This window comes from Streptomyces sp. NBC_01283, from assembly GCF_041435335.1.
In the GTDB taxonomy this organism is placed as follows: Bacteria; Actinomycetota; Actinomycetes; order Streptomycetales; family Streptomycetaceae; genus Streptomyces.
In genome coordinates this window covers 2,356,649-2,376,336 of record NZ_CP108430.1, presented here as the reverse complement: position 1 = coordinate 2,376,336, position 19,688 = coordinate 2,356,649, and the positions used below count along the sequence as shown (strand labels likewise).

Sequence of the window (19,688 nt, the reverse complement as noted above, 5' to 3'; positions counted from 1 at the left end):
AACTCCTACCAAATGACGGGGAGTTCGAGCATCCCCTGGATGGTGTCGCCCGGCTTGAACGGAATCTCGCGCGCGGGCACCGCGAGGCGGAGGTCCGGCATCCGCTCGAAGAGCGTCCGCAGGGCGATGTCGATCTCGGCGCGGGCGAGGTTCTGGCCGAGGCACTGGTGGATGCCGAACCCGAAGGCGAGGTGGTGGCGGTCGGCACGGTGGAAGTCCAGTTCCTCCGGCGTCTCGTAGGCCGCGCCGTCGCGGTTGATGAGGGAGGTGGAGAAGATGACGCCGTCGTCCGCGCGAATGGTGCTGCCGGCGACGTCGATGTCCTCCTTCGCCACCCGCAGCATGCCGTCCGCGATGGACAGGAAGCGCAGCAGCTCCTCCACGGCGGCGGGCATCAGGCTCTGCTCGGAGCGCAGCTCTGCGAGCTGCTCGGGGTGCTGGAGGAGGGTGAAGGTGCCCAGGGAGATCATGTTCGCCGTGGTCTCGTGGCCCGCGATCAGCAGGATCGTCGCCAGGCTGACCAGTTCCTCGCGGTCCAGCGCGCCCTCGGCGAGCTGCCGGTGGATCAGCTCGTCGAGCAGCCCGGCACCGGGCTCGCGCGTCTTGCGGTCGATCAACGCGTGGAAGTACGCGTCCAGTTCGTCCCTGGCCCGCTCGGTGTCCTCGGCGCGGGGGCCGCGCAGCAGGCGGCGCGACTGCTCCTCGAAGAACTCGTGGTCGGCGTAGGGCACGCCGAGGAGGGCGCAGATCACCATGGACGGAACCGGCAGCGCGAACGCGCCGACCAGCTCGGCCGGTGCCCCCTTGGCCTCCATGGCGTCCAGGAGTCGGTCGACCGTCTCCTGGATCTGGGGGCGCAGCGCGGCGATCCGCTTGACCGAGAAGCTGGGGATCAGCATGCGGCGCTGCCTGTTGTGCACGGGGTCGTCGACGCCGAGCAGGGCGACGCTGCGGTTGCGCACCTTCGCGAAGCGTTCGGTCGGCGCGGGGAACGCCTCGTTCTCGCGGTCGGTGGAGAGGCGTGGGTCGACGAGCAGGTCACGGGCGGTTCCCTGGCCGGTGACGACCCATACGGACCGCCCGTCGAAGAGGCGGACCCGGGCGAGCGGCCGGGCCTCGCGGAGCGGCTCGTACGACTCCGGCGGGCGGTAGGGGCAGGTGCGGTCCTGCGGGAAGGCGACTGGTTCGGACGCGACTGATTCCGTCATGGACTTACCTCACAAGCGGAGGGGCTCCTTTTACCTCTTCCATTGGATGCCTGGGGCATCTACTTGGTCCACGACAAGACAAGCCAGATGGCGTCACTTTCGCCCCGGGAATCTGGCCGGAATCGCCCCGTCCGCTCAATCGGGTCGCGTCCGCGGATGCGGGACGGGCGCGTGCTGAGCGCAGGTGTTCGGGGGTGACTCCTTGGGGGATTCACCCGGCCTTTGGCCTCAGGGGTCGCTAAGGTCCCCCCATGCTCATCCCCGCCTTCGTCGACATGCGACCTATTGGGCGATGCAACCTCGACTGTCCCTTTTGTTTCGGTCCGAGGCATGAAGTCCCCACCATGTCCCGGGGTGACGCGCTCAAGGTCGCGGCGGCGCTGAAGGACGCGGGTGTGCGTGGGGTCGTCATCTCCGGGGGTGAGCCGACCCTGCTCCCCTATCTGGACGAGCTCGCTGCCGTGCTGCGTGAACCCGGCGAGGGTGGCGGCTCCCCGAAGATCGTTCTGAGTACCAACGGCCTCGCGCCGCTGCGGACGATGGAGCGCGTGCTGCCCCACCTGTCCTGGATCGCGCTGCCCCTGGAGTCCGCCGACGCGGACGAGCACCGGGCGCTGCGCACCGGCGTGGCGCCGCACCGGGAGCGGATGCTCGCCCTGCTCGGCGAGGTGCGCCGGAACCACGGGCACGTCAAGGTGAAGCTCGGCACGGTCGTGACCAGGCTCAACGTCAAAGGGGCGCCCAAGGTCCTGAGCCTGATCGACGACAACTGCCTGCCCGACGTGTGGAAGGTGTACCAAATGTCCGAAACCAACTATGGTGCGGACAACCGGGGCTGGCTCTCCATCGGCGACGAGGAGTTCGAGGACGTGGTCCACCGGTGCGCGGACGCCGCCCGCGAGCGCGGCGTCACCCTGCGGGTATACCGCAATCGCACCCGCACGGGCAGCTACTTCTTCATCGACCCGGACTGCGAGGTCGTCGTCGTCGACGAGGGCGGGGAGCGGCGCATCGGCAACTTCTTCGACCGGCTTTCGGAGAGCTTCGCCGAACTGCCCGCCCCGGTCGAGGGAGCCAGGAACGTCGAGAATTTCACCGGCACTTACCCGGACGAGAGCCCGGACATGTGAGAGCCGGACACGTGAGGAGTCCGCGATGACGGCACAGGTACGTGTAGGGGTCCAGGCGATCGTCCGCGCGGGCGACCGCGTGCTGCTCGGCCTGCGGGCCAACACCTTCGGCGACGGAACCTGGGGACTGCCCGGCGGGCATCTCGAAGTGGGCGAGTCGCTGGCCGGCGCAGCCTGCCGTGAGCTGGCGGAGGAGACGGGCCTGCGCGCGCTCGGCACGCGCGTCGCCTGCGTCACCGACCCCGACCCGGCGGCCAATCACCACATGCAGGTCGGCGTGGAGATCCTCGACTTCACCGGCGAACCCCGGGTACTTGAGCCCGAGCGGTGCCTGCGCTGGGAGTTCTGGCACCTGGACGCGCTGCCCGACCCGCTGTTCATCGGCTCGGCGGGCGTGCTCCGCAGCATCAGGGACGGGGCTCTCCATCTCCCTTGAACCGGTCGTCCGACTGGGCGCGCACCGCGTCCCGTAGCGCCGTCTTGTGCTGGTCCTCGCTCGCCTCGAACTGGTCAAGCGTGCTGGCGAGTTCCCACTGGATGTCGAATTCCGCCCGGCTGTCCGCGTAGTACCTGCTGTCCTGGTGGAACTCCACTTCGAGGACATTGAGCTTGCGGCGGGTCCTGCGTTCCGGATTGGACGTGATGTAGGGCTCGAAGAACCCGCGGTCCGTGGTGAGCAGGGTCGAACCGGGGATGTCGATGTGCGTCAGCCGTAACTCGATCCGGTCGTGATATGTCTCGCGCAGCGTGCGGTAGGCGTCTATCACATGCAGGAAAGTCTTCGAGTAGTAGTCGCTCGCCGCGATGATGTCCACGATGTTGTGCGAGTTGGGGCGCTCCGCCGTCGCATCGTGCTTGGTGAAAATGCCGAGGTTGTTCCAAGGGCTGCTGATGATGGCGTAGAAGTAACTGCCCTGATTCAGGGCGTGAATGACCTGCGGATGAAAGAGCTTCAGGTCCTTCAGGAAGAAGGACGCACCCGCGTGTGCGACCAGCCTGATCACATTGCGCTCATGGCGGAGTGCGTCCCCCTTGGCCTTGTTGCGGGCGCTGTTCTCCTGGGGCGTGTAGACATGCTCGATGAGATAAGGGAGTTCGTCCGACGGTGCGGTGGCACCCCGCATGTCCGCGAGCGCCGCACGCAGGGCGAGCGTCTGGGAGTGGTCACGGCCAAGGGTCGCCGCCGCCCTCGCGGTGGCCGAGTCGAGCAGGGACACCGCCTGCTGCCTGCGCGACGCGCAGCACGCCGTGCCGTCGGCCGCGTCGAACTCCGCCGTGGCGAGCGCCGCTTGGGCGACCAGCGTCTCCTGGTGATCGGCGCCGAGGAGCGCGGAGGCGCGAAGATGGGCGATTTCCAGCTCGCCGAGTTCCGCCTCGATCCGCGCCTCGTCCTGCACGGCCTTGGCGGCCTGGAACCTCGCCTGGGCCAGCGCCGAACGAGCCGCGACGGCCTTCGGGGCATCGTCGTCCGTGACACTCGTGAACCAGTCGACCGAAGCCGCGAAGTCGTCCAAGGTGCGGGTGAGTTCGGCGGTGTCGCGCCGGATCGACGCCACTTCGACCCGCACCCAGTCGGCGGTCAGCCGTGCTTCCGGATCGCCGCCGTAATACTTGCCGAGGACGGCGACGGCCTTCTGCGCCCAGACCTTGGCGTCCTCCAAGTGCCCGGCCCGCAGGCTCACCGCGCTCAAATTGGCGAGAATCCTTGCCAGTTCGGGTGCGGCGGCGCGCTGCGCACGGTTGAGGGCGTAGTTCAGGACCATGCGGGCCCGGTCGAGATCGTCGTGCTCCGCGAGCAGCGAGCCCAGTTCGTTCCAGGTGTCGGCCGCGAACAGTTCCTGGTCCGCCTCGGCCAGCTCCATGTGACGCAGGGTCACCGCGGCGAGCGCGTGCGAGCGTTCCTTCAGGTCGAGCGCGAGAAGCAGTTGCGCGAGATTGATGTGCTGGCGGGCGTGGGGCCGAAGGAGGGCGTAGCGCCCCTCCGGCGTGGTGAGGCGTTCCACGTATCCCGCGAGGGATTCCTTCAGGTCGGACCGGGCCGTTCCGTGCGCCTCCAAGGCGTCCTCCGCAGTCGCCAGCGCCTCGCTGACGTTCGCGATCGTCGTCATGTCCCCTCCAGGAGGCGGGCCGCCATGGTGTGCGGCATGCTCGTCACGGCCGGGGCCGGTGCCAGCGCAGGTTCACATAGCTGGTCACGGCGGCCAGTCCGGCCGGCACCGTGCGGTCCTTGCGGGCCAGTGCTTCCGCCTCGTGGTCCTGGCGCACTTCGTAGATGCGTTCGGAGTCGGACAGCGGCTGTTGTGGTTCGGGGCGGAACTTGAAGGTGTCGAAGCGGCGCACCGCCTCGTCGATCGTGCCGGCGAACAGCGTGCCCTCCGGCGCGTCCGTGGTGGCGGGCCGTGCGACGAGGAGCCCGAGGACGACCGCGGGGCGGTCGGGTTCGGGCACTCCGCGGTCGACGGGGCTGCCGGAGAACTTCCGTACGTCGTCGCACGAACCGTGGGGCCGCAGCCGGTGGCTGTTGACGGTCTGCTCGCCCGTGCTCTGATAGATGACCGATACGTGGCTGACGGTTCCCCGCAGCCTGCCGTTGTCCGAAGCGCGGCGGGCCGCGGTCCACGCTTCTCCTTCGCGTGCCGCATCGAAATGGATGCCCGGCAGCGGTACTTTCTCGCCCTTCTGGAACACGATCTTCACTAGCGCCATGTCGGAGAGGAGATCGAATTGCTGGACCTCGCCCTCCAGACGCCTGCCGTCCGGGAGCCGCAGAAGAACCGGCCGCAGACGATTCTCTTTGTCATCTCCCAGGCAGTGCGCGGCAGTCAGCGCGAAATGCCTGGTGAGGCGTACACCGGAGCCGAGGCGATCGTTGTTCCGGAATATCTGGATCAAGTGCTTCTGGTGCGGCTCGTGATGCGTCATGGGTTCGTCCCCCCGTCCGATCCCAGGAACGAGCAGCTGCCTTGTGCGGAGGCCGACTGCTCATGCGCCGTGAATATTCAATGGTAGCCACGAACGGTTCCTGGGCGGGAGTGACCGCACAAGAAACATTCTCAGGACCCGAGTTGAGGAGATCCCTGAGGAGATCCCTCCGAGGGCGTGCGCCGGAAACGGCGCCCCTTGCACCGCGATCTTCTTCATTTCTTCCTTCCGTGCACCTCCTCGCGCAGGATGCCCAGGAGCAGTTGGTCGGAATCCTCTGATTCCTTTACGTGCTCCGTGAATTTCTGCCACAGCGGGTCCGTTTGGCTGACCCGGGGATTGGTCCCCTCCTGGTTGTCCCAGTCGTGCCACGCCTTGATCCACGCACGTGTCGCCTGGAGGGCGTTCCAGTGCGCTTCGAGGACCGGAGCCGTGGCGTAGATCTCCAGCCGGGCCGCGAGGACATGGACGTCGCTCACCGCCGCGCCGGTGCCGTCCGGCCAGTCTCCCGTGTCCGACAACTGTGAGCGCAGATCGCCGACCCGGTGCACGGCGATCATCGCCTCCTCGTAGACGTCCATGCACCGCGCCCACACCCTGTTCTCGCGCTCGCGCCTGTCCGTCGCGTGCTGGGTGAGCCAGGCGCCGGAGAACGAGGCGATGGCGCCCAGGGTCGTGCCGGTGATCGCCGCTTCGGCCGGATTGAGTCCCACCCCGCCAGCATGAGGGCTCGCCTCGGTGGTGCCCAGGCGTTCGCTTCAGGTGCTCCAAGCGTTCCAGGTGCTTCAGGAGACCGGCGGCTCCTCGGTCCCGTATCCGTGCGCCCGCACCGCCCGAGGCGTCACCCCCCACCAGCGCCGGCAGCAGCGGTTCAGCGCCGATTGTTCGGAGAGGCCCAGGAGCAGGGCGACCTGGCCCAGTGGCAGTTCGGTCTCGGTGAGGTAGCGCCGCGCCGCGGTGCGGCGTTCCTCGTCGATGACCTCCGCGAACGTCGTGCCCACGGCGCGCAGCCTGCGCTGCAGGGTCCGCGGATGGACGTTCAGCAGGCGGGCGACGGTCCCGATCTCGGGCGGCGACGTGCCAAGTGACCGCCCCACCACGGCGCGGACCCCGCTGACGACGTCCGTACGCTCGGCGGGCAGCTGCTCGTCCAGGTACGCGAGCGCGAGGCGCCGCAGATGCGCGTTGCCGCCGCCGAGGGGCCGGCCGGCCAGGCTGAGCGGGACGCGCAGCAGGGCCGCGGGGCGGTCCGCCTTCACGGGGACGCCGAAGAAGTCCTCGTACACCGGCAAAGGCGCGAGCAGCGGGTGCGGCAGCTCGACGGAGCCGAGGCCGTAGGGGCCGACCAGGTAGACGATCGCCCGGTGCATGAACCCCAGGGAGAGATCGATGCCCTGCGGCGGCGCCTCGACTCCCTCGCGCACGCCGTAGCGCAGGGCGGCCACCCCCGGAGTGCCGTACGGATCCGGCTCCAGGCTCAGGCTCAGCGAGCGCGCGTGGACGAACAGATAGCGCGTGGTGCACTCCAGGGCGTCCCCGAGAGTGGCGGAGTTCTGGATGGCGAGCGCCAGGGCACCGAGCATGCCCAGGTCCTGCCGGGCCGCGATGCGCAGGCCGAGATCAGGACAGCCGAGATCCTCCGCGGCCAGCTCCAGTACGGTGGCCATCGCCTCCTCGGGCACCAGGAGGTCGTCCGCGTCGAGCGCGGCCGTGGGGCAGCCCGCCTGCCGGGCGTACGCCTCGGCGTCGCCGCCGAGCTCCGCCACCGTGGCGCGGAAACCACGGAGCCCCGCCGATCTGATCACGGACATGTCGTCCAGGGTCAAAGATCTGTCGTCCCGGGTCAATTCCTGCCGGGTGTGCTTCCGGACACTGAAGGAATGACGTACTCCGCAGACTCAAGCACCGCCGACACGGGCGCCACGGCCGACACCACCGCCACCGGCGCCCCGGCCGAGCCCATCGAGCACATCGACGTCGTCATCGTGGGCGCCGGTCTGTCCGGTGTCGGCGCCGCCTACCGGCTGCAGACCGAGTGCCCCGAGCGCTCGTACGCGCTCATCGAGGCGCGGCAGTCCATGGGCGGTACGTGGGACCTGTTCCGCTACCCGGGCGTGCGCTCGGACTCCGACATGTTCACCCTCGGCTACGCCTTCAAGCCCTGGCGCGACTCGAAGGTGCTCGCCGACGGCCGGTCGATCCTCGGCTACATCAAGGAGACGGCCGCGGAGTTCGGCATCGACCGCCACATCCGCTACGGGACCAAGGTCGTCGGCGCCGACTGGTCCACCGCGACGGCCCGCTGGACGGTGACGCTTGAGCGCACCGCCGAGGACGGCAGCCGCACCCTGACCACCGTCACCTGCGACTTCCTGTACTCCTGCGCGGGCTACTACAACTACGACCAGGGCCACGCCCCCGAGTTCCCCGGCGCCGACTCCTTCACCGGCAGGGTCGTGCACCCGCAGTTCTGGCCCGAGGGCCTGGACCACGCGGGCAAGCGCGTGGTCGTCATCGGCAGCGGCGCCACCGCCGTCACGCTCGTGCCCGCGATGGCACGGAGCGCCGCCCACGTCACCATGCTCCAGCGCACCCCGACCTGGATCGGCTCGCTCCCCTCGCGGGACAAGCTGGCCGACGGCATCCGCGCCGTACTGCCCGCGGGTGCCGCACACCGGGTCGTGCGGACGAAGAACATCCTCTTCACCATCGGCCTCTACCAGTTCTGCCGCCGCAGCCCGAAGGCCGCACGGCGGCTGCTCACCGGACTCAACAAGCGCATCGTCAAGGACGACAAGCTCGTCGCCGACCACCTGACGCCGTCCTACGACCCCTGGGACCAGCGGCTGTGCGCGGTGCCCGACGCCGACCTGTTCGAGGTGCTGAAGACCGGCGACGCGGAGATCGTCACCGACCACATCGACCGCTTCGTCCCCGAGGGCATCCGGCTCAGGTCCGGCCGCGTCATCGAGGCGGACGTGATCGTGACCGCTACCGGACTCCAACTGCTCGCCTTCGGCGGCATCGTCCCGCGCGTCGACGGCCAACCAGTCGCTCTGAACAAGCAGTTCGTGTGGCGCGGCGCGATGATGACGGGCGTACCGAACTTCGCCGTGTGCATCGGCTACACCAACGCCTCCTGGACGCTGCGCGCCGACCTCACGTCCCGCCTCGTGTGCAAGGTGCTCAACCACCTGCGCGACAACGACTACGCGGCGGTGGAGCCGAGGCCGACGAGCACGCTCACCGAACGCCCGCTGCTCGACCTCGCCTCCGGATACGTCCAGCGCTCCATCGACGCCTTCCCCCGGCAGGGCGACCGCGGCCCCTGGAAGGTCCGGCAGAACTACGTGCTCGACGCCGCGTCGACGATGCGCACCAACCTGCGCAAGACCCTCGCCCCCACCCCGCTGTCCGCCGTACGCCGGGCCCGCGCGGCCACCGCCGAGGAGCCCGCCCCGGCCGGGCGCTAAAAGCGTTGGCGCTCCGGCTGAGCCCGGGGCTAGGGTTGGACCTGTTCCTCCGGCGGCCTGTTGGCCGCCGGTGCAGGCCGAGTGTGTGATCCAGGAGGTGTGACCGATGGCTGTCGTTGAGATGGGCGCTGCCCGCATCGAGAAGTCCGTTCATTCCACCTCCGTGGCCACCGGCTGACCTTCCTCTTTTCCACGCGCCGAAGTGCGCGTGTGCCGGGGCCACCCCTGTGAAGGGTCACCCCTTGTCTTCCTCTGCGTCTCCGCAGTCTTCTTCACCTTCTCCTTCTCCGCGGTTCTCTGCTACTCCGTCCTCGCGGCACCCTCTCGCGCCCTACGGCTGGGACGAGAGCTGGGAAGCCGAGTTCACCCCGTACGCGGCGCAGGGCCTGCTGCCCGGCCGTGTCCTGCGCGTCGACCGCGGTCAGTGCGATGTCGTCACGCCCGACGGCACGATGCGTGCCGACACCGAGTTCGTCGTGCCCCGCGACCCGATGAAGGTCGTGTGCACCGGCGACTGGGTCGCCGTCGACCCCGAGGGCGGCGATCCGCGGTACGTGCGGACGCTGCTGCCGCGGCGTACCGCCTTCGTGCGCTCCACCTCCTCCAAGCGGTCCGAGGGGCAGATCCTCGCGGCCAACGTCGACCACGCGATCATCGCGATCTCGCTGGCCGTCGAGCTCGACCTGGGCCGGATCGAACGGTTCCTGGCCCTGGCCTGGGAGTCCGGGGCTCAGCCGCTGATGGTCCTCACCAAGGCCGACCTGGTCCCGGACGCGACGGGCCTGTCCTACCTGGTCGAGGACGTGGAGACGTCCTCCCCGGGCGTCCAGGTGCTCCCGGTCAGCGCCACGACCGGCGAAGGCGTCGACATCCTGTGCGCCGTCGTGGCCGGCGGCACGTCCGTCCTGCTCGGCCAGTCCGGCGCGGGCAAGTCGACGCTGGCCAACGCGCTGGTCGGCGAGGACGTCATGCTCGTCAACGCCGCCCGTGACGTGGACGGCAAGGGCCGCCACACCACGACGACCCGCAACCTCCTCGTGCTCCCGGCCGGTGGCGTCCTCATCGATACGCCGGGACTGCGCGGGGTCGGTCTGTTCGACGCCGGGACAGGTGTCGGCCAGGTCTTCTCCGAGATCGAGGAGCTGGCGGCCGACTGCCGCTTCCAGGACTGCGCCCACACCGCCGAACCCGGCTGTGCGGTGCTCGCGGCCGTGGAGGACGGCACGCTCCCGGACCGCCGCCTCGACAGCTACCGCAAGCTGATCCGTGAGAACCAGCGCATCGTCGCCAAGACGGACGCGAAGCTCCGGGCCGACATGCGGCGCCAGTGGAAGCTGCGGGGCGCGGAGGGGAAGGCGGCCATGGAGGCCAAGCGGGGCCGGATCCGCTAGTCGGCGTCCGCCGGACGGCGGCAGTGTTGCGGGGGCGCTCGGGCGCCCCCGCAACGTGGTGTCCGAATTCCGCCAGCCGAAGTGCCGGTGGCGTCGCACACTGGAAGACGTGATCGATGAAGAGACCAGGTACGAGGCGGTTCGCAGCCGTGACGGGCGCTTCGACGGTGAGTTCTTCTTCGCCGTCGAGACCACCGGCATCTACTGCCGGCCGAGCTGCCCCGCCGTCACGCCCAAGCGCCAGAACGTCCGCTTCTACGCCACCGCGGCCGCCGCCCAGGGCTCCGGGTTCCGGGCCTGCCGTCGCTGCCGCCCGGACGCCGTGCCGGGGTCCGCGGAGTGGAACGTACGCGCGGACGTCGTGGGGCGCGCCATGCGCATGATCGGTGATGGTGTCGTCGACCGCGAGGGTGTCTCCGGTCTCGCCGTGCGGCTCGGGTACAGCTCCCGGCAGGTGCAGCGGCAGCTCACCGCCGAGCTGGGGGCGGGACCCGTCGCCCTCGCGCGGGCCCAACGGGCGCACACCGCAAGGGTGTTGCTCCAGACCACGGCTCTGCCGATCACGGAGATCGCGTTCGCGGCGGGGTTCGCGAGCGTCCGGCAGTTCAACGACACGATCCGGGCGGTGTACGCCCTGACGCCCACCGCGCTGCGGGCCGCCGCGCCGCGTGGCGGGGGAGCGGGGCAGGCGACCCCGGCCGCCGGGGTTCCGCTGCGGCTCGCCTACCGGGGGGCCTACCAGGCCGGAGCCGTCTTCGACCTGCTCTCCGACGAGGCCGTCGCCGGGATCGAGGAGGTCGGCGGGGAGCGGGGCGGGCGGACCTACCGCCGTACGCTGCGGCTGCCCTACGGCGCCGGGATCGTGGCCGTCGAGGAGAGTGACCACGGGGTCGGCGGGTGGCTTGACGCACGGCTCCACCTGACCGATCTGCGGGACCTCACGACCGCCGTGCAGCGGCTGCGGCGCCTCTTCGACCTCGACGCGGATCCGTACGCCGTCGACGAGCGGCTCGGCGCCGATCCGCGGCTCGCCCCGCTGGTCGCGGCTCGGCCCGGCCTGCGGTCGCCGGGCGCGGCCGATCCGGAGGAGTTCGCGGTGCGGGCGCTGGCGGGGCGTTCGGAGGCGTCGCTTCTGGTGGAGCGGTACGGGAAGGCGCTGGACGCGCCGTGCGGATCCCTCACCCACGTGTTCCCCGAACCGGGCACGCTCGCCGGGGAGCCGGGACCCGTGGGGGAGCTGGCCGCCGCGCTGGCCGACGGGCGGGTGCGGCTTGACGCGGGGGCGGACCGGGAGGATGCGGAGGCGGGGCTTTTGGGGTTGGCAGGGGTAGACGCGGGGGTGGTGGCGGTTGTTCGGATGCGGGCTCTCGGGGACCCGGATGTGGGGTTGCCGGGGGTGGATGTGCCTGAGGGGTGGCGGCCTTGGCGGTCGTATGGGGTGCGGCATGTGCTGGCGGCGGGGTAGGAGACTCCGCAGCACCTCGTCTTCATGGTCGCCGGCGGGGTGACCGAGACGGCGCGGGCGACTTTCGCTTTCCCCAACCCCACCCCTTCCCGAAAACCCGCTCGGCGCGGGGGCCTTGCGTGCCGCAATCACCGGCTCCGCCGAGTTCGTCCTCAAACGCCGGACGGGCTGATATTTCCCCGCGCGGCGGCGCATGTCACATCACTCCTCCAAGCCCCAGCTATGGATCCGCCGAGGATGAATCCGGATCAGCTCCTCGCTGAAGTGAGGGCCCAACTCATGAGGCCCCGTGAGGAGTTCGGCATCGCCCCTGATGTCGACGCCCCGCACCTTCCACGGCCGCTCACTCACGATGTCGTCGACGACCAGCGACACCTTCGGGTTCTGCTGGAGGTTGCGCCACTTCTTGGTGCTGCCCAGCGCGTACCCGCCGATCAGGATCGTCCCGTCGTCCTGCGGGAAGAACCCGACGGGATTCGCCTGCGGCTGCCCCGTCGCGTCGACACTGGCCATCCGGCCCAGACGCTGGGACTTGAGGTACGCCCGCTCGGCCTCGCTGAATTCGGTCATGGCGCGAGCCTCGCACGCGTACCCCGTCCACGCACGGATCTTGTCAGGTCGCCGGCAGACCCCACCTCGGTGGTGATCAGCATCGGCCCACCCCGCCCGAGGGCGGAGAGACCCGATGCTCGTATGGGTATGTGAACGGCCGCTGTGTACGCGGAAGAGGTCGGCCGACCACGCCGGGCTGCCGGGCGGGCGGGAGCTCAACCCCAGATCACGGCCCCCAGCCAAGCCCCCGCGATCAGCAGGCAAGCGAACAGCTCCGTCAGCACGCTCCAGCCGCCCGCCCGCATGGCCGTCCTCGTCGCCGTCACCGCCTCCCCGTGCCCGCCGAGCCGCAGTCGTTCGCCCAGGTAGATCCCTGCGACGAACCCTGGCAGCGACCCGATCACCGGCACCACGCAGAACCCGACGAGGGCCCCGGCCCCCGCGTACACGGCCGTCCGGCGCGTGGCTCCGCTCTCCCGGAAGCGCCGCGGCGGCAGCAGCCAACGGACGCCCTGCGCCACGAGGAGTACGACGGACGCGCCGACCAGGACCCACCAGGCGACCGGCTCCGGGTCCTGCAGCGCCCACCAGAGAACCGCGGCCCACACCAGCCACGGCCCCGGCACACCGGGCACAAGCACTCCGCCGATCCCGAGCAGCAGCACCACTCCGACCAGCAGGAGTTCCCACGCTCCCATCTGCCAAGCGTGCCGGAAAACCGGGAAAACCGCAGGTCGCGCAAGTCCAGCGGCCGGTACTTCCGGGGCCTAGCGCGCCACCCAGCCCCGCTCGTACGCGTGCCAGCCCAGCTGCAGCCGCGTTGTCACGCCCGTCAGCTCCATCAGGCGCTTGACCCGGCGCTGCACCGTCCGCAGCCCCAGATCGAGCTGCTTGGCGACGCTCGCGTCCGTCAGGCCCGCGAGCAGCAGCGAAAGGATCTCCAGGTCCGCGCCGTCGGGGCCCTCGGGGGCGTCCTCGGCGACCGAGTGGCCGTCCTCGCCCAGCCGCAGCGGCAGCGCGCCCCGCCACACCGCCTCGAAGAGCCCCGTCAGGGATTCGAGCAGGCCGCTCGCGTGCACCACGAGCGCGGCGGGCTCCGCCCTGCGCGAGGTCAGCGGCACCATCGCGAGCGAGCCGTCGGCGATCACCAGCTTCGTCGGGACGCGGTCCACGACGCGCACCTGTTCGTTTCGGCCGATCGCCGTCGACAGCTCGACGAGTCCGTTCGGGAGGGCGAGGACGGAGCGTTCGACCACCACGCGGTAGGTGACGCCACGGCCCGCGGCCTGCTCCTCCGCGTCGTTCTCCATGCCGGTGACCGCCACCGGATTGCCCGTCACCAGGGCGCACACCTCGTCGCTCGCGCCCAGCTGGAGCTGGAGGAAGCGCTGGGAGACCGCGCCCGCCCCGGTGACCACCTCGACCAGGTCGTGCACCGCGGGCTCGGCGCCCTGCGCGCGGTACTCCTCGGCGAGCAGCTTCGCCGCCAGCTCCGCCTTCTCCAGCTCGTGCCGCTGCTGGGTCAGGAGCGCGCCGAGCGCCACGCCGGGCGGGGCCGCCACCCACCGGCCCGCCTTGCCGGAGGCCTGGGCCGCGAGGCCGTGCAGCTCCAGGCGGCGCAGCGCGCGCACCGTCTCCGGTTCGCCCAGCGAGAGCCGCCGCGCGAGATCGGGCACGTCGGCGGCGCCCACCGCCACCAGCGCGCGGTACGCCGATTCGTGCAGCTCATCCAGACCTATCGCAGCCAGCATGCGGCGACGTCCCTCCCCAAGGATCCGTTCGGGCGGCGCCCTGGCGGAAAAGAGCCACGGCGTAAACCCGCCCCAGGACATCATCCCCGCACCCCCCGTCTCTCTGCCAAGGTGACGCCACCGCAGCACCAACGGCAGCCGGAATTAAGGCTTTTGGTCCCTTTTCGGCTGTGGTTCCGCATGCCCGTCCATGCATGCCCATCAATCCTGGGGAGAGCGATGCGCCCGATATCGCGCACGGCCTTGGCGGCGGCGTCCGCCGCCGTGCTCGCCGTCACCGCGGCCGTTCCGTCCGCGGCCGAGCCGCGCACGGCCACGGCGGACACGAGTCCGCTGGTGGGGAGTGCCCCACGCGGCGAGGGGAGCTCCGTCGTCACGCTCGTCACCGGTGACCGCATCCTCGTGACGTCCGACGGCAAGAAGCGGGCGGGCGCGAGCGCGCTGCCCGGCGCGGACGGCACCGTGCCCCTCGTCCAGACCCGGCAGTCCGGCAAGGACCTGTACGTCTACCCCGAGGGCGCCGTCCACGCGATCGCCGAGGGCCGGGTCGACGAGGAACTCTTCAACGTCACCGGCCTCGTCCGGCAGGGCTACGACGACGCGCACGCCAAGAAGCTTCCGCTGATCGCCGTGTACGGCACGTCCGTCGACGTCACGCGCGCGGTGCCCGCCACGCCGCGCGGCGCCGAACGCGGACTCGTCCTCGACTCCGTCGGCGGGGTCGTGCTGAAGGCCGACAAGAAGAAGGCCGCGGACTTCTGGGCGGACTTCACCTCCGCCAAGTCCCGTTCCGGATACAGCACGTCGGGGATGAAGAAGCTCTGGCTCGACGCCAAGGTCAAGGCCACCCTCGACAGGTCGACGAAGCAGGTGCACGCCCCCGAGGCCTGGGCCGCGGGCTACGACGGCAAGGGCACCAAGGTCGCCGTGCTCGACACCGGCGCCGACGCCGCCCACCCCGACCTCAAGGGCCGCATCGGTGCGGTCAGGAACTTCACCGAGTCCCCGGACAACGAGGACCGCCAGGGCCACGGCACCCACACCACCTCCACCGTCGGCGGCACCGGCGCGGCGAGCGGCGGCAAGAAGAAGGGCGTCGCACCCGCCACCGAGCTGCTGCACGGCAAGGTCCTCGACGACAGCGGCTCCGGCGCCACCTCCTGGATCATCGCGGGCATGCAGTGGGCCGTCGACGAGAAGGCCGACGTCGTCTCCATGAGCCTCGGAAACCCGGCGCGCACCGACTGCACGGACCCGATGAGCACGGCCACGGAGGAGCTCGCGCGGTCGAGCAAGGACACCCTCTTCGTCCTCGCGGCGGGCAACACAGGACCGAGCCTCAACTCCGTGTCCTCGCCCGGCTGCGCGCCGAGCGTCCTGACCGTCGGCGCCGTCGACCGTGACGACTCCACGGCCTCCTTCTCCAGCCGGGGTCCCGCGTACGGCTCGCACACCCTCAAGCCGGAGATCGCCGCTCCCGGAGTCGACATCTCCGCGGCGGCAGCGGGCGGCCGAGGCGTCCACGCCTACCAGTCCATGAGCGGTACGTCGATGGCGACCCCGCACGTCGCGGGCGCCGCCGCCCTGGTCAAGCAGCGCCACCCGGAGTGGAGCGCCCAGCAGATCAAGTCGGCCCTCGTGTCGTCGGCGGACAGCGCCATCCCCGGTGACGTGACCGAGACGGGCGGCGGGCGGCTCGACGTGAAGGCCGCCGTCGACCAGAAGGTCCTCGGCTCACCCGCCGTGCAGGGCGGCACCTTCGGCTGGCCCCAGGACCACTCGGACCGCACCACGGTCGACGTCCCGTACACCAACACCACTGACAAGGCAGTGGAGTTGAAGCTGTCCGTGCAGGGCGTCACCGGCAACGACGGCTCCGCCGTGCGGTCCGGCATCGCCAGACTCGGCGCACGCACGGTGAAGGTTCCGGCGGGCGCGAGCGTCAAGGTCCCGCTCAAGCTCGACCCCGACGCGGACCTCAAGCGCTCCCAGTACGGCGACGTGACCGGCCGCGTCCTGGCGAAGGCCGGCGGTGTCGCGGTCTCCACGCCCTTCTCCCTCTACGTACAGCCGGAGACCGTCAGCCTCCGCGTGAAGCTCGTCGACCGTGCAGGGAAGCCCGCCGGCGGCCCCTCGTCCGTCGACCTCATCGGCACCGACGACGCGAGCGGCGAGCGGCGCTTCAACGAGGGCGCGAACGACCAGACGTACCAAGTCCGCCCGGGTGCCTACTTCCTGACCGGCTTCATCGCCACGCCGGACGCGGACGGCGGCACGCTGACCGACTCGCTCACCCACATCGCCCGGCCCCAGGTCGAGGTGAAGAAGGACATGACCGTCACGCTCGACGCCCGCAGGGCACACCGGCTCACGGTCAGGACGGACAAGAAGTCCGAAGTGCGCGGCGCCACCCTCGGGTTCGCCCGCACCTGGGGCACCGACCACTGGCTGCACGCGGGCACCGCGGCCGGACCGCGCTCCATCCGCGGCTTCTACCAGTCCGTCGAGGGCAAGGCGACCGACGGCACGTTCGAGTCCAGCACCTACTGGCGCGCCGCGGCGCCCCTGCTCTCCGAACTCTCCGTCACCGGCGGCACTTCACTGCACCCCGTGACAGCGTCCACCGGTTCGGCCAACCTCGACGGCACGGGCAAGGCGGCTCTGGTAGGCGCCGGTTCCGGCACGCCCGCCGAGCTGGCAGCAGCAGGGGTCAAGGGAAAGATCGCCCTGGTCAAGGCCCCGGACAGCGGCGGCATGAGCACCGTGGCGGGCAACGCGAAGGCCGCCGGAGCGGTCGCGGTCATCGCCCACCGCACGGCGCCGGGCCGCTGGTACCCCTCGGTGGGCCTCACCGGCTCCCCGCTGCCCGTCCTCGGCATCCAGGCGCCGGAGGCGGCCTCACTCCTCGCGCAACTGTCCGAAGGGCCGGTCGAGTTGAAGTGGCAGGGGACCGCGAAGAGCCCCTACATCTACAACCTCGCCTTCCCCGAGACCGGCCAGATCCGCGACGACCGCACCTACCGGGTGCGGGACAAGGACCTCGCCGCGAACGAGGCGACGTACCGCGCGATGGGCACGGCCACGGACTACGTGGACCTGCCGTCCGCCGTCCGCCCCTCGGGTCTTGAGGTCTACTTCGCCGACATCGAGTCGGTCCCGGCCCCCGGCAAGCGCACCGAGTACTACTCGGCGGGTACGACCGGCTGGGGCCACCAGGTCTCCAGCAGCTTCCCGTTCGGCGAGTTCATGATCGACCCGGTGCGGACGTACGAGAAGGGGGAGCGGCGCACCGAGAAGTGGTACGAGGGCGTGCTCACCCCGGCCGCGCCACGCGACGCCGATGGCGGGCTCGGTCTCGCGGGGGAGCGGCAGGGCAACCTGATCGGTGTCGCCCCCGGATTCTGGGGCGACGGCGAACACGCCGGGATCCAGGGCGGGTTCGGCGACATCGGCAGCGTGGAGCTGAAGCGCGACGGCGAGGTCGTGGGGGAGTCGGGCTGGCCGTTCGGGGTCTTCACGGTCCCGGCCGGGGATTCCGCGTACGAACTCACCCTGAGCACCCAGAAGATCGGGTCGAGGGTGTGGCAGCGGTCGACGGGCACGCGGACCACCTGGGCGTTCCGTTCGCACCTCGACGAGGAGGCCTACTCACAGGGGATCCCCATGCTGTTCCCGCGCTACCGGCTGCCGGAGGACGGCATGAAGACCCTGGCCGCCGAGGACGGCCAGATGATTGAGCTCACGGCTACGGGGCACGCGGGCTACAGGCCCGGCGCGCTCAAGTCGGCGGCGCTGTCCTACTCGTACGACGAGGGCAAGACCTGGACCGAGGCGAAGACGTCCGCCTCCGGTGGCAGGTGGAGCGCCACCGTCGATCACGCGGGCGCCTCGGGCAAGCAGGTCTGGCTCAGGACCGAACTGAAGGATGCGAACGGAAGTTCCGTCACTCAGACGGTGACTCGCGCCTACGACGTGCGATAAACACACAGACACCGCCGGGCGGTCCTCCCGTGGGGGGTGGGTCCGCCCGGCGGCCCTCATCACTCTTCCGGTGGCCGGAATTTCCGGATGCACCGTTTTCGTACGGCCTTTGCGGTGGACAATAGGGGCATGAGCCAGCAGGGGGAGAGGCACGACGGGGCCTCCGGCCAGGAGGACGACTGGTGGGGTCAGCTCTACGACGACTCCGCTCATGACACGGGTCCGGCCGAGGCGGCCGACACCCTCGACGACAGGTTCGCGTCGGCGGTTTCCGCGGCGGGCGAGGGTGCGGCTGATCCCGCCCCCGTGGGCGAGGGCGCGGAAGGAACACTTCCGCGTCCCGGCCGCTTCCCCGACCCGGAGCCGCCGCCCCCGGAGTTCCGGGACCGGCGGGGTGCGCCGGGCGCCACCGGGGACCTGACTCCCCGGACGCCGGATCCCGCGGCCGCGGGGGAGCCCTCCGGGCGAGACACCGGGGCCGGAGCCGCGCAAGGCGAACCGTTCATGCCGCGCGAGCCATCGGCGCCGCCCGGACCGGCGCCGTCCCACGAGCCCTCGCCCCCGCCGCCGTCGTACGAGCCGCCGCCTCCGACCCCACCCTCGCCGCCACCCGCCGCCCGCGTCCGCCCGGGCGCCGCCCCCTGGGAGCCGCCCGCCGCGCCCACGGGACCGGTCACCTTCCCGGCGGGGCCGACGAAGCCGCCCGGCGACCCGAGCCGCACCACCGCCGTCCCCGCTCCCCGCACACCCGAGGAATCCGCGGTCCCGGAGCCGCAGGCACCCGATCCGGTGGAACGGGAGCCGACCGTGACGGCAACGGCCGTCGAAGCCGTCTCCTACGTGGGCGACGGGCCGCCCACCTACGACGCCGAGCCCACCGTCCTGCCCGCCGCCGACCCCGACGACCTGGGCGACCTCGTCGCCGACACCGTGCTCGACGGCGCCCGCTACGGCACCTCCACCCTGCGCGCCGTCTCCGTGCGCGGGGACTCCGCGCGCTACCGGGGCGAACCGCGCCGCGACTCGCTGCTCACCGCGCGCTTCGGGACCGGCGATGCCGCGCTCGTCCTGGTGGCGATGGCCACCGGAGCGCGCGCCACACCCGGCGCCCATCGCGCCGCGGCCGAGGCCTGCGCCTGGATCGGGCGGGCCGTGGGCCGCAGCCACCAGCGGCTCTCCGAGGACATCAGGGCCGCCCGGCGCGGCGACCTCAAGAGCGGTCTGCACCGGCTCACGGACCGCAGCCTCGGCAAGCTCCGCGCCCATGCGGTCGACCTCGGCATCGAACCCGAGGAGTACGCCGCGTCCCTGCGCTGCCTCCTCCTGCCGGCCGACCCCGAATGCCGTACGCGCGTCTTCTTCGGTGTCGGCGGCGGGGGGCTCTTCCGGCTGCGGGACGGCACCTGGCAGGACATCGAGCCCCGCGTCAGCGACACGGCCGGTGACGCCGGACCGCCCGTCGTCGGGTTCGGTTCCGTGCCGCCGGAGACCCCCGAGGGCGACCGGCTCACCATGGACATGGGGATCATCACGCCCCCGAGTCCGTACGAGCCCGCCCCCGAGCCGCCGCCCCGCGAGCCGTTCCGCTTCCGGGCCTCCGTAGCCCGCCCGGGTGATGCCCTGATGCTCTGCAGCGGCGGCCTCGCCGAGCCTCTGCGCGGCGAGCCCGACCTCGCCGCCCACCTCACCCAGCGGTGGGCGAAGAGCGGCCCACCGGGCCTCGCGACCTTCCTCGCGGACGTCCAGGTCCGGGTCAAGGGGTACGCGGACGACCGAACGGCGGCCGCCGTTTGGGAGGCGTGAGCGCCCGCCCTG

General features: G+C 71.1%; 16 protein-coding genes. 8 read left to right on the top strand and 8 right to left on the bottom strand.

Translation table 11 applies throughout. The features are described from left to right. Nucleotides 1-5: 5 nt before the first annotated feature. On the bottom strand, nt 6-1,208 hold the full coding sequence (locus OG302_RS10775) for a cytochrome P450 (RefSeq protein WP_371526583.1): 1,203 nt from the start codon (nt 1,206-1,208) through the stop codon (nt 6-8). A 251-nt stretch (nt 1,209-1,459) separates the two neighbouring features. Between OG302_RS10775 and OG302_RS10770 the strand changes: the two genes are divergently transcribed. Together OG302_RS10770 and OG302_RS10765 are read left to right on the top strand one after the other, a co-directional pair. Then, complete coding sequence (locus OG302_RS10770) at nt 1,460-2,338, top strand: radical SAM protein (protein WP_371526582.1); 879 nt, start codon at nt 1,460-1,462, stop codon at nt 2,336-2,338. A 25-nt stretch (nt 2,339-2,363) separates the two neighbouring features. Then, nucleotides 2,364-2,774 carry an NUDIX hydrolase gene (locus OG302_RS10765; RefSeq protein WP_371526581.1) on the top strand — a complete coding sequence of 137 codons (411 nt, stop codon included), beginning with the start codon at nt 2,364-2,366 and terminating at the stop codon, nt 2,772-2,774. Here the strand turns inward: OG302_RS10765 and OG302_RS10760 are convergent. Continuing rightward, nucleotides 2,746-4,446: a hypothetical protein gene (locus tag OG302_RS10760; protein WP_371526580.1), complete on the bottom strand. Its 1,701-nt coding sequence runs from the start codon at nt 4,444-4,446 to the stop codon at nt 2,746-2,748. The two genes, OG302_RS10765 and OG302_RS10760, sit on opposite strands and share 29 nt — an antisense overlap. Before the next feature lie 43 nt (nt 4,447-4,489). Further along, on the bottom strand, nt 4,490-5,146 hold the full coding sequence (locus OG302_RS10755; protein ID WP_371750089.1) for a hypothetical protein: 657 nt from the start codon (nt 5,144-5,146) through the stop codon (nt 4,490-4,492). Here OG302_RS10755 and OG302_RS10750 point away from each other — a divergent pair. Next, the gene (locus tag OG302_RS10750; protein WP_371750396.1) at nt 5,063-5,347 is read left to right on the top strand and encodes a hypothetical protein; all 285 of its coding nucleotides are present in this window, start codon (nt 5,063-5,065) and stop codon (nt 5,345-5,347) included. The genes OG302_RS10755 and OG302_RS10750 overlap by 84 nt on opposite strands. A gap of 128 nt (nt 5,348-5,475) precedes the next feature. Here OG302_RS10750 and OG302_RS10745 read toward each other — a convergent pair whose 3' ends face one another. After that, complete coding sequence (locus tag OG302_RS10745; protein ID WP_371526579.1) at nt 5,476-5,973, bottom strand: hypothetical protein; 498 nt, start codon at nt 5,971-5,973, stop codon at nt 5,476-5,478. A gap of 72 nt (nt 5,974-6,045) precedes the next feature. Continuing rightward, nucleotides 6,046-7,071 (bottom strand): AraC family transcriptional regulator, encoded by a 1,026-nt coding sequence (locus tag OG302_RS10740; protein ID WP_371526578.1) that lies wholly within the window; start codon nt 7,069-7,071, stop codon nt 6,046-6,048. Nucleotides 7,072-7,140: 69 nt separating this feature from the next. Between OG302_RS10740 and OG302_RS10735 the strand changes: the two genes are divergently transcribed. The 3 genes from OG302_RS10735 (at nt 7,141) to OG302_RS10725 (ending at nt 11,589) form a co-directional block, all read left to right on the top strand. After that, nucleotides 7,141-8,733, top strand: a complete 1,593-nt coding sequence (locus OG302_RS10735) for a flavin-containing monooxygenase (protein ID WP_371526577.1) — start codon at nt 7,141-7,143, stop codon at nt 8,731-8,733. Between the two features lie 242 nt (nt 8,734-8,975). Further along, nucleotides 8,976-10,124, top strand: coding sequence for a ribosome small subunit-dependent GTPase A (gene rsgA / locus OG302_RS10730; RefSeq protein ID WP_371526576.1), 1,149 nt, complete (start codon nt 8,976-8,978; stop codon nt 10,122-10,124). Between the two features lie 112 nt (nt 10,125-10,236). After that, on the top strand, nt 10,237-11,589 hold the full coding sequence (locus tag OG302_RS10725; RefSeq protein ID WP_371750088.1) for a DNA-3-methyladenine glycosylase 2 family protein: 1,353 nt from the start codon (nt 10,237-10,239) through the stop codon (nt 11,587-11,589). A 201-nt stretch (nt 11,590-11,790) separates the two neighbouring features. On the opposite strand, the gene OG302_RS10720 is transcribed toward OG302_RS10725, so the two are convergent. The 3 genes from OG302_RS10720 to OG302_RS10710 all read right to left on the bottom strand — a co-directional run bounded on the left by OG302_RS10720 (nt 11,791) and on the right by OG302_RS10710 (nt 13,892). After that, nucleotides 11,791-12,159 carry a PPOX class F420-dependent oxidoreductase gene (locus OG302_RS10720; protein ID WP_371526575.1) on the bottom strand — a complete coding sequence of 123 codons (369 nt, stop codon included), beginning with the start codon at nt 12,157-12,159 and terminating at the stop codon, nt 11,791-11,793. Nucleotides 12,160-12,356: 197 nt separating this feature from the next. Further along, entirely contained in the window at nt 12,357-12,839 is a 483-nt protein-coding gene (locus OG302_RS10715; protein ID WP_371526574.1) for a DUF456 domain-containing protein, read from the bottom strand. A 69-nt stretch (nt 12,840-12,908) separates the two neighbouring features. Continuing rightward, nucleotides 12,909-13,892 carry a helix-turn-helix transcriptional regulator gene (locus tag OG302_RS10710; protein WP_371526573.1) on the bottom strand — a complete coding sequence of 328 codons (984 nt, stop codon included), beginning with the start codon at nt 13,890-13,892 and terminating at the stop codon, nt 12,909-12,911. Between the two features lie 219 nt (nt 13,893-14,111). Between OG302_RS10710 and OG302_RS10705 the strand changes: the two genes are divergently transcribed. Together OG302_RS10705 and OG302_RS10700 are read left to right on the top strand one after the other, a co-directional pair. Beyond that, nucleotides 14,112-17,873 (top strand): S8 family serine peptidase, encoded by a 3,762-nt coding sequence (locus tag OG302_RS10705; protein ID WP_371526572.1) that lies wholly within the window; start codon nt 14,112-14,114, stop codon nt 17,871-17,873. Between the two features lie 129 nt (nt 17,874-18,002). Beyond that, nucleotides 18,003-19,676, top strand: coding sequence for a protein phosphatase 2C domain-containing protein (locus OG302_RS10700; RefSeq protein WP_371526571.1), 1,674 nt, complete (start codon nt 18,003-18,005; stop codon nt 19,674-19,676). Nucleotides 19,677-19,688 lie beyond the last annotated feature (12 nt).

What these genes read in the sequence shown, in the direction of transcription:
- OG302_RS10775 (WP_371526583.1), bottom strand. Translation starts at nt 1,208, where the DNA reads ATGACGGAATCAGTCGCGTCCGAACCAGTCGCCTTCCCGCAGGACCGC.
- OG302_RS10770 (WP_371526582.1), top strand. Translation starts at nt 1,460, where the DNA reads ATGCTCATCCCCGCCTTCGTCGACATGCGACCTATTGGGCGATGCAAC.
- OG302_RS10765 (WP_371526581.1), top strand. Translation starts at nt 2,364, where the DNA reads ATGACGGCACAGGTACGTGTAGGGGTCCAGGCGATCGTCCGCGCGGGC.
- OG302_RS10760 (WP_371526580.1), bottom strand. Translation starts at nt 4,446, where the DNA reads ATGACGACGATCGCGAACGTCAGCGAGGCGCTGGCGACTGCGGAGGAC.
- OG302_RS10740 (WP_371526578.1), bottom strand. Translation starts at nt 7,071, where the DNA reads ATGTCCGTGATCAGATCGGCGGGGCTCCGTGGTTTCCGCGCCACGGTG.
- OG302_RS10735 (WP_371526577.1), top strand. Translation starts at nt 7,141, where the DNA reads ATGACGTACTCCGCAGACTCAAGCACCGCCGACACGGGCGCCACGGCC.
- OG302_RS10720 (WP_371526575.1), bottom strand. Translation starts at nt 12,159, where the DNA reads ATGACCGAATTCAGCGAGGCCGAGCGGGCGTACCTCAAGTCCCAGCGT.
- OG302_RS10715 (WP_371526574.1), bottom strand. Translation starts at nt 12,839, where the DNA reads ATGGGAGCGTGGGAACTCCTGCTGGTCGGAGTGGTGCTGCTGCTCGGG.
- OG302_RS10710 (WP_371526573.1), bottom strand. Translation starts at nt 13,892, where the DNA reads ATGCTGGCTGCGATAGGTCTGGATGAGCTGCACGAATCGGCGTACCGC.
- OG302_RS10705 (WP_371526572.1), top strand. Translation starts at nt 14,112, where the DNA reads ATGCGCCCGATATCGCGCACGGCCTTGGCGGCGGCGTCCGCCGCCGTG.
- OG302_RS10700 (WP_371526571.1), top strand. Translation starts at nt 18,003, where the DNA reads ATGAGCCAGCAGGGGGAGAGGCACGACGGGGCCTCCGGCCAGGAGGAC.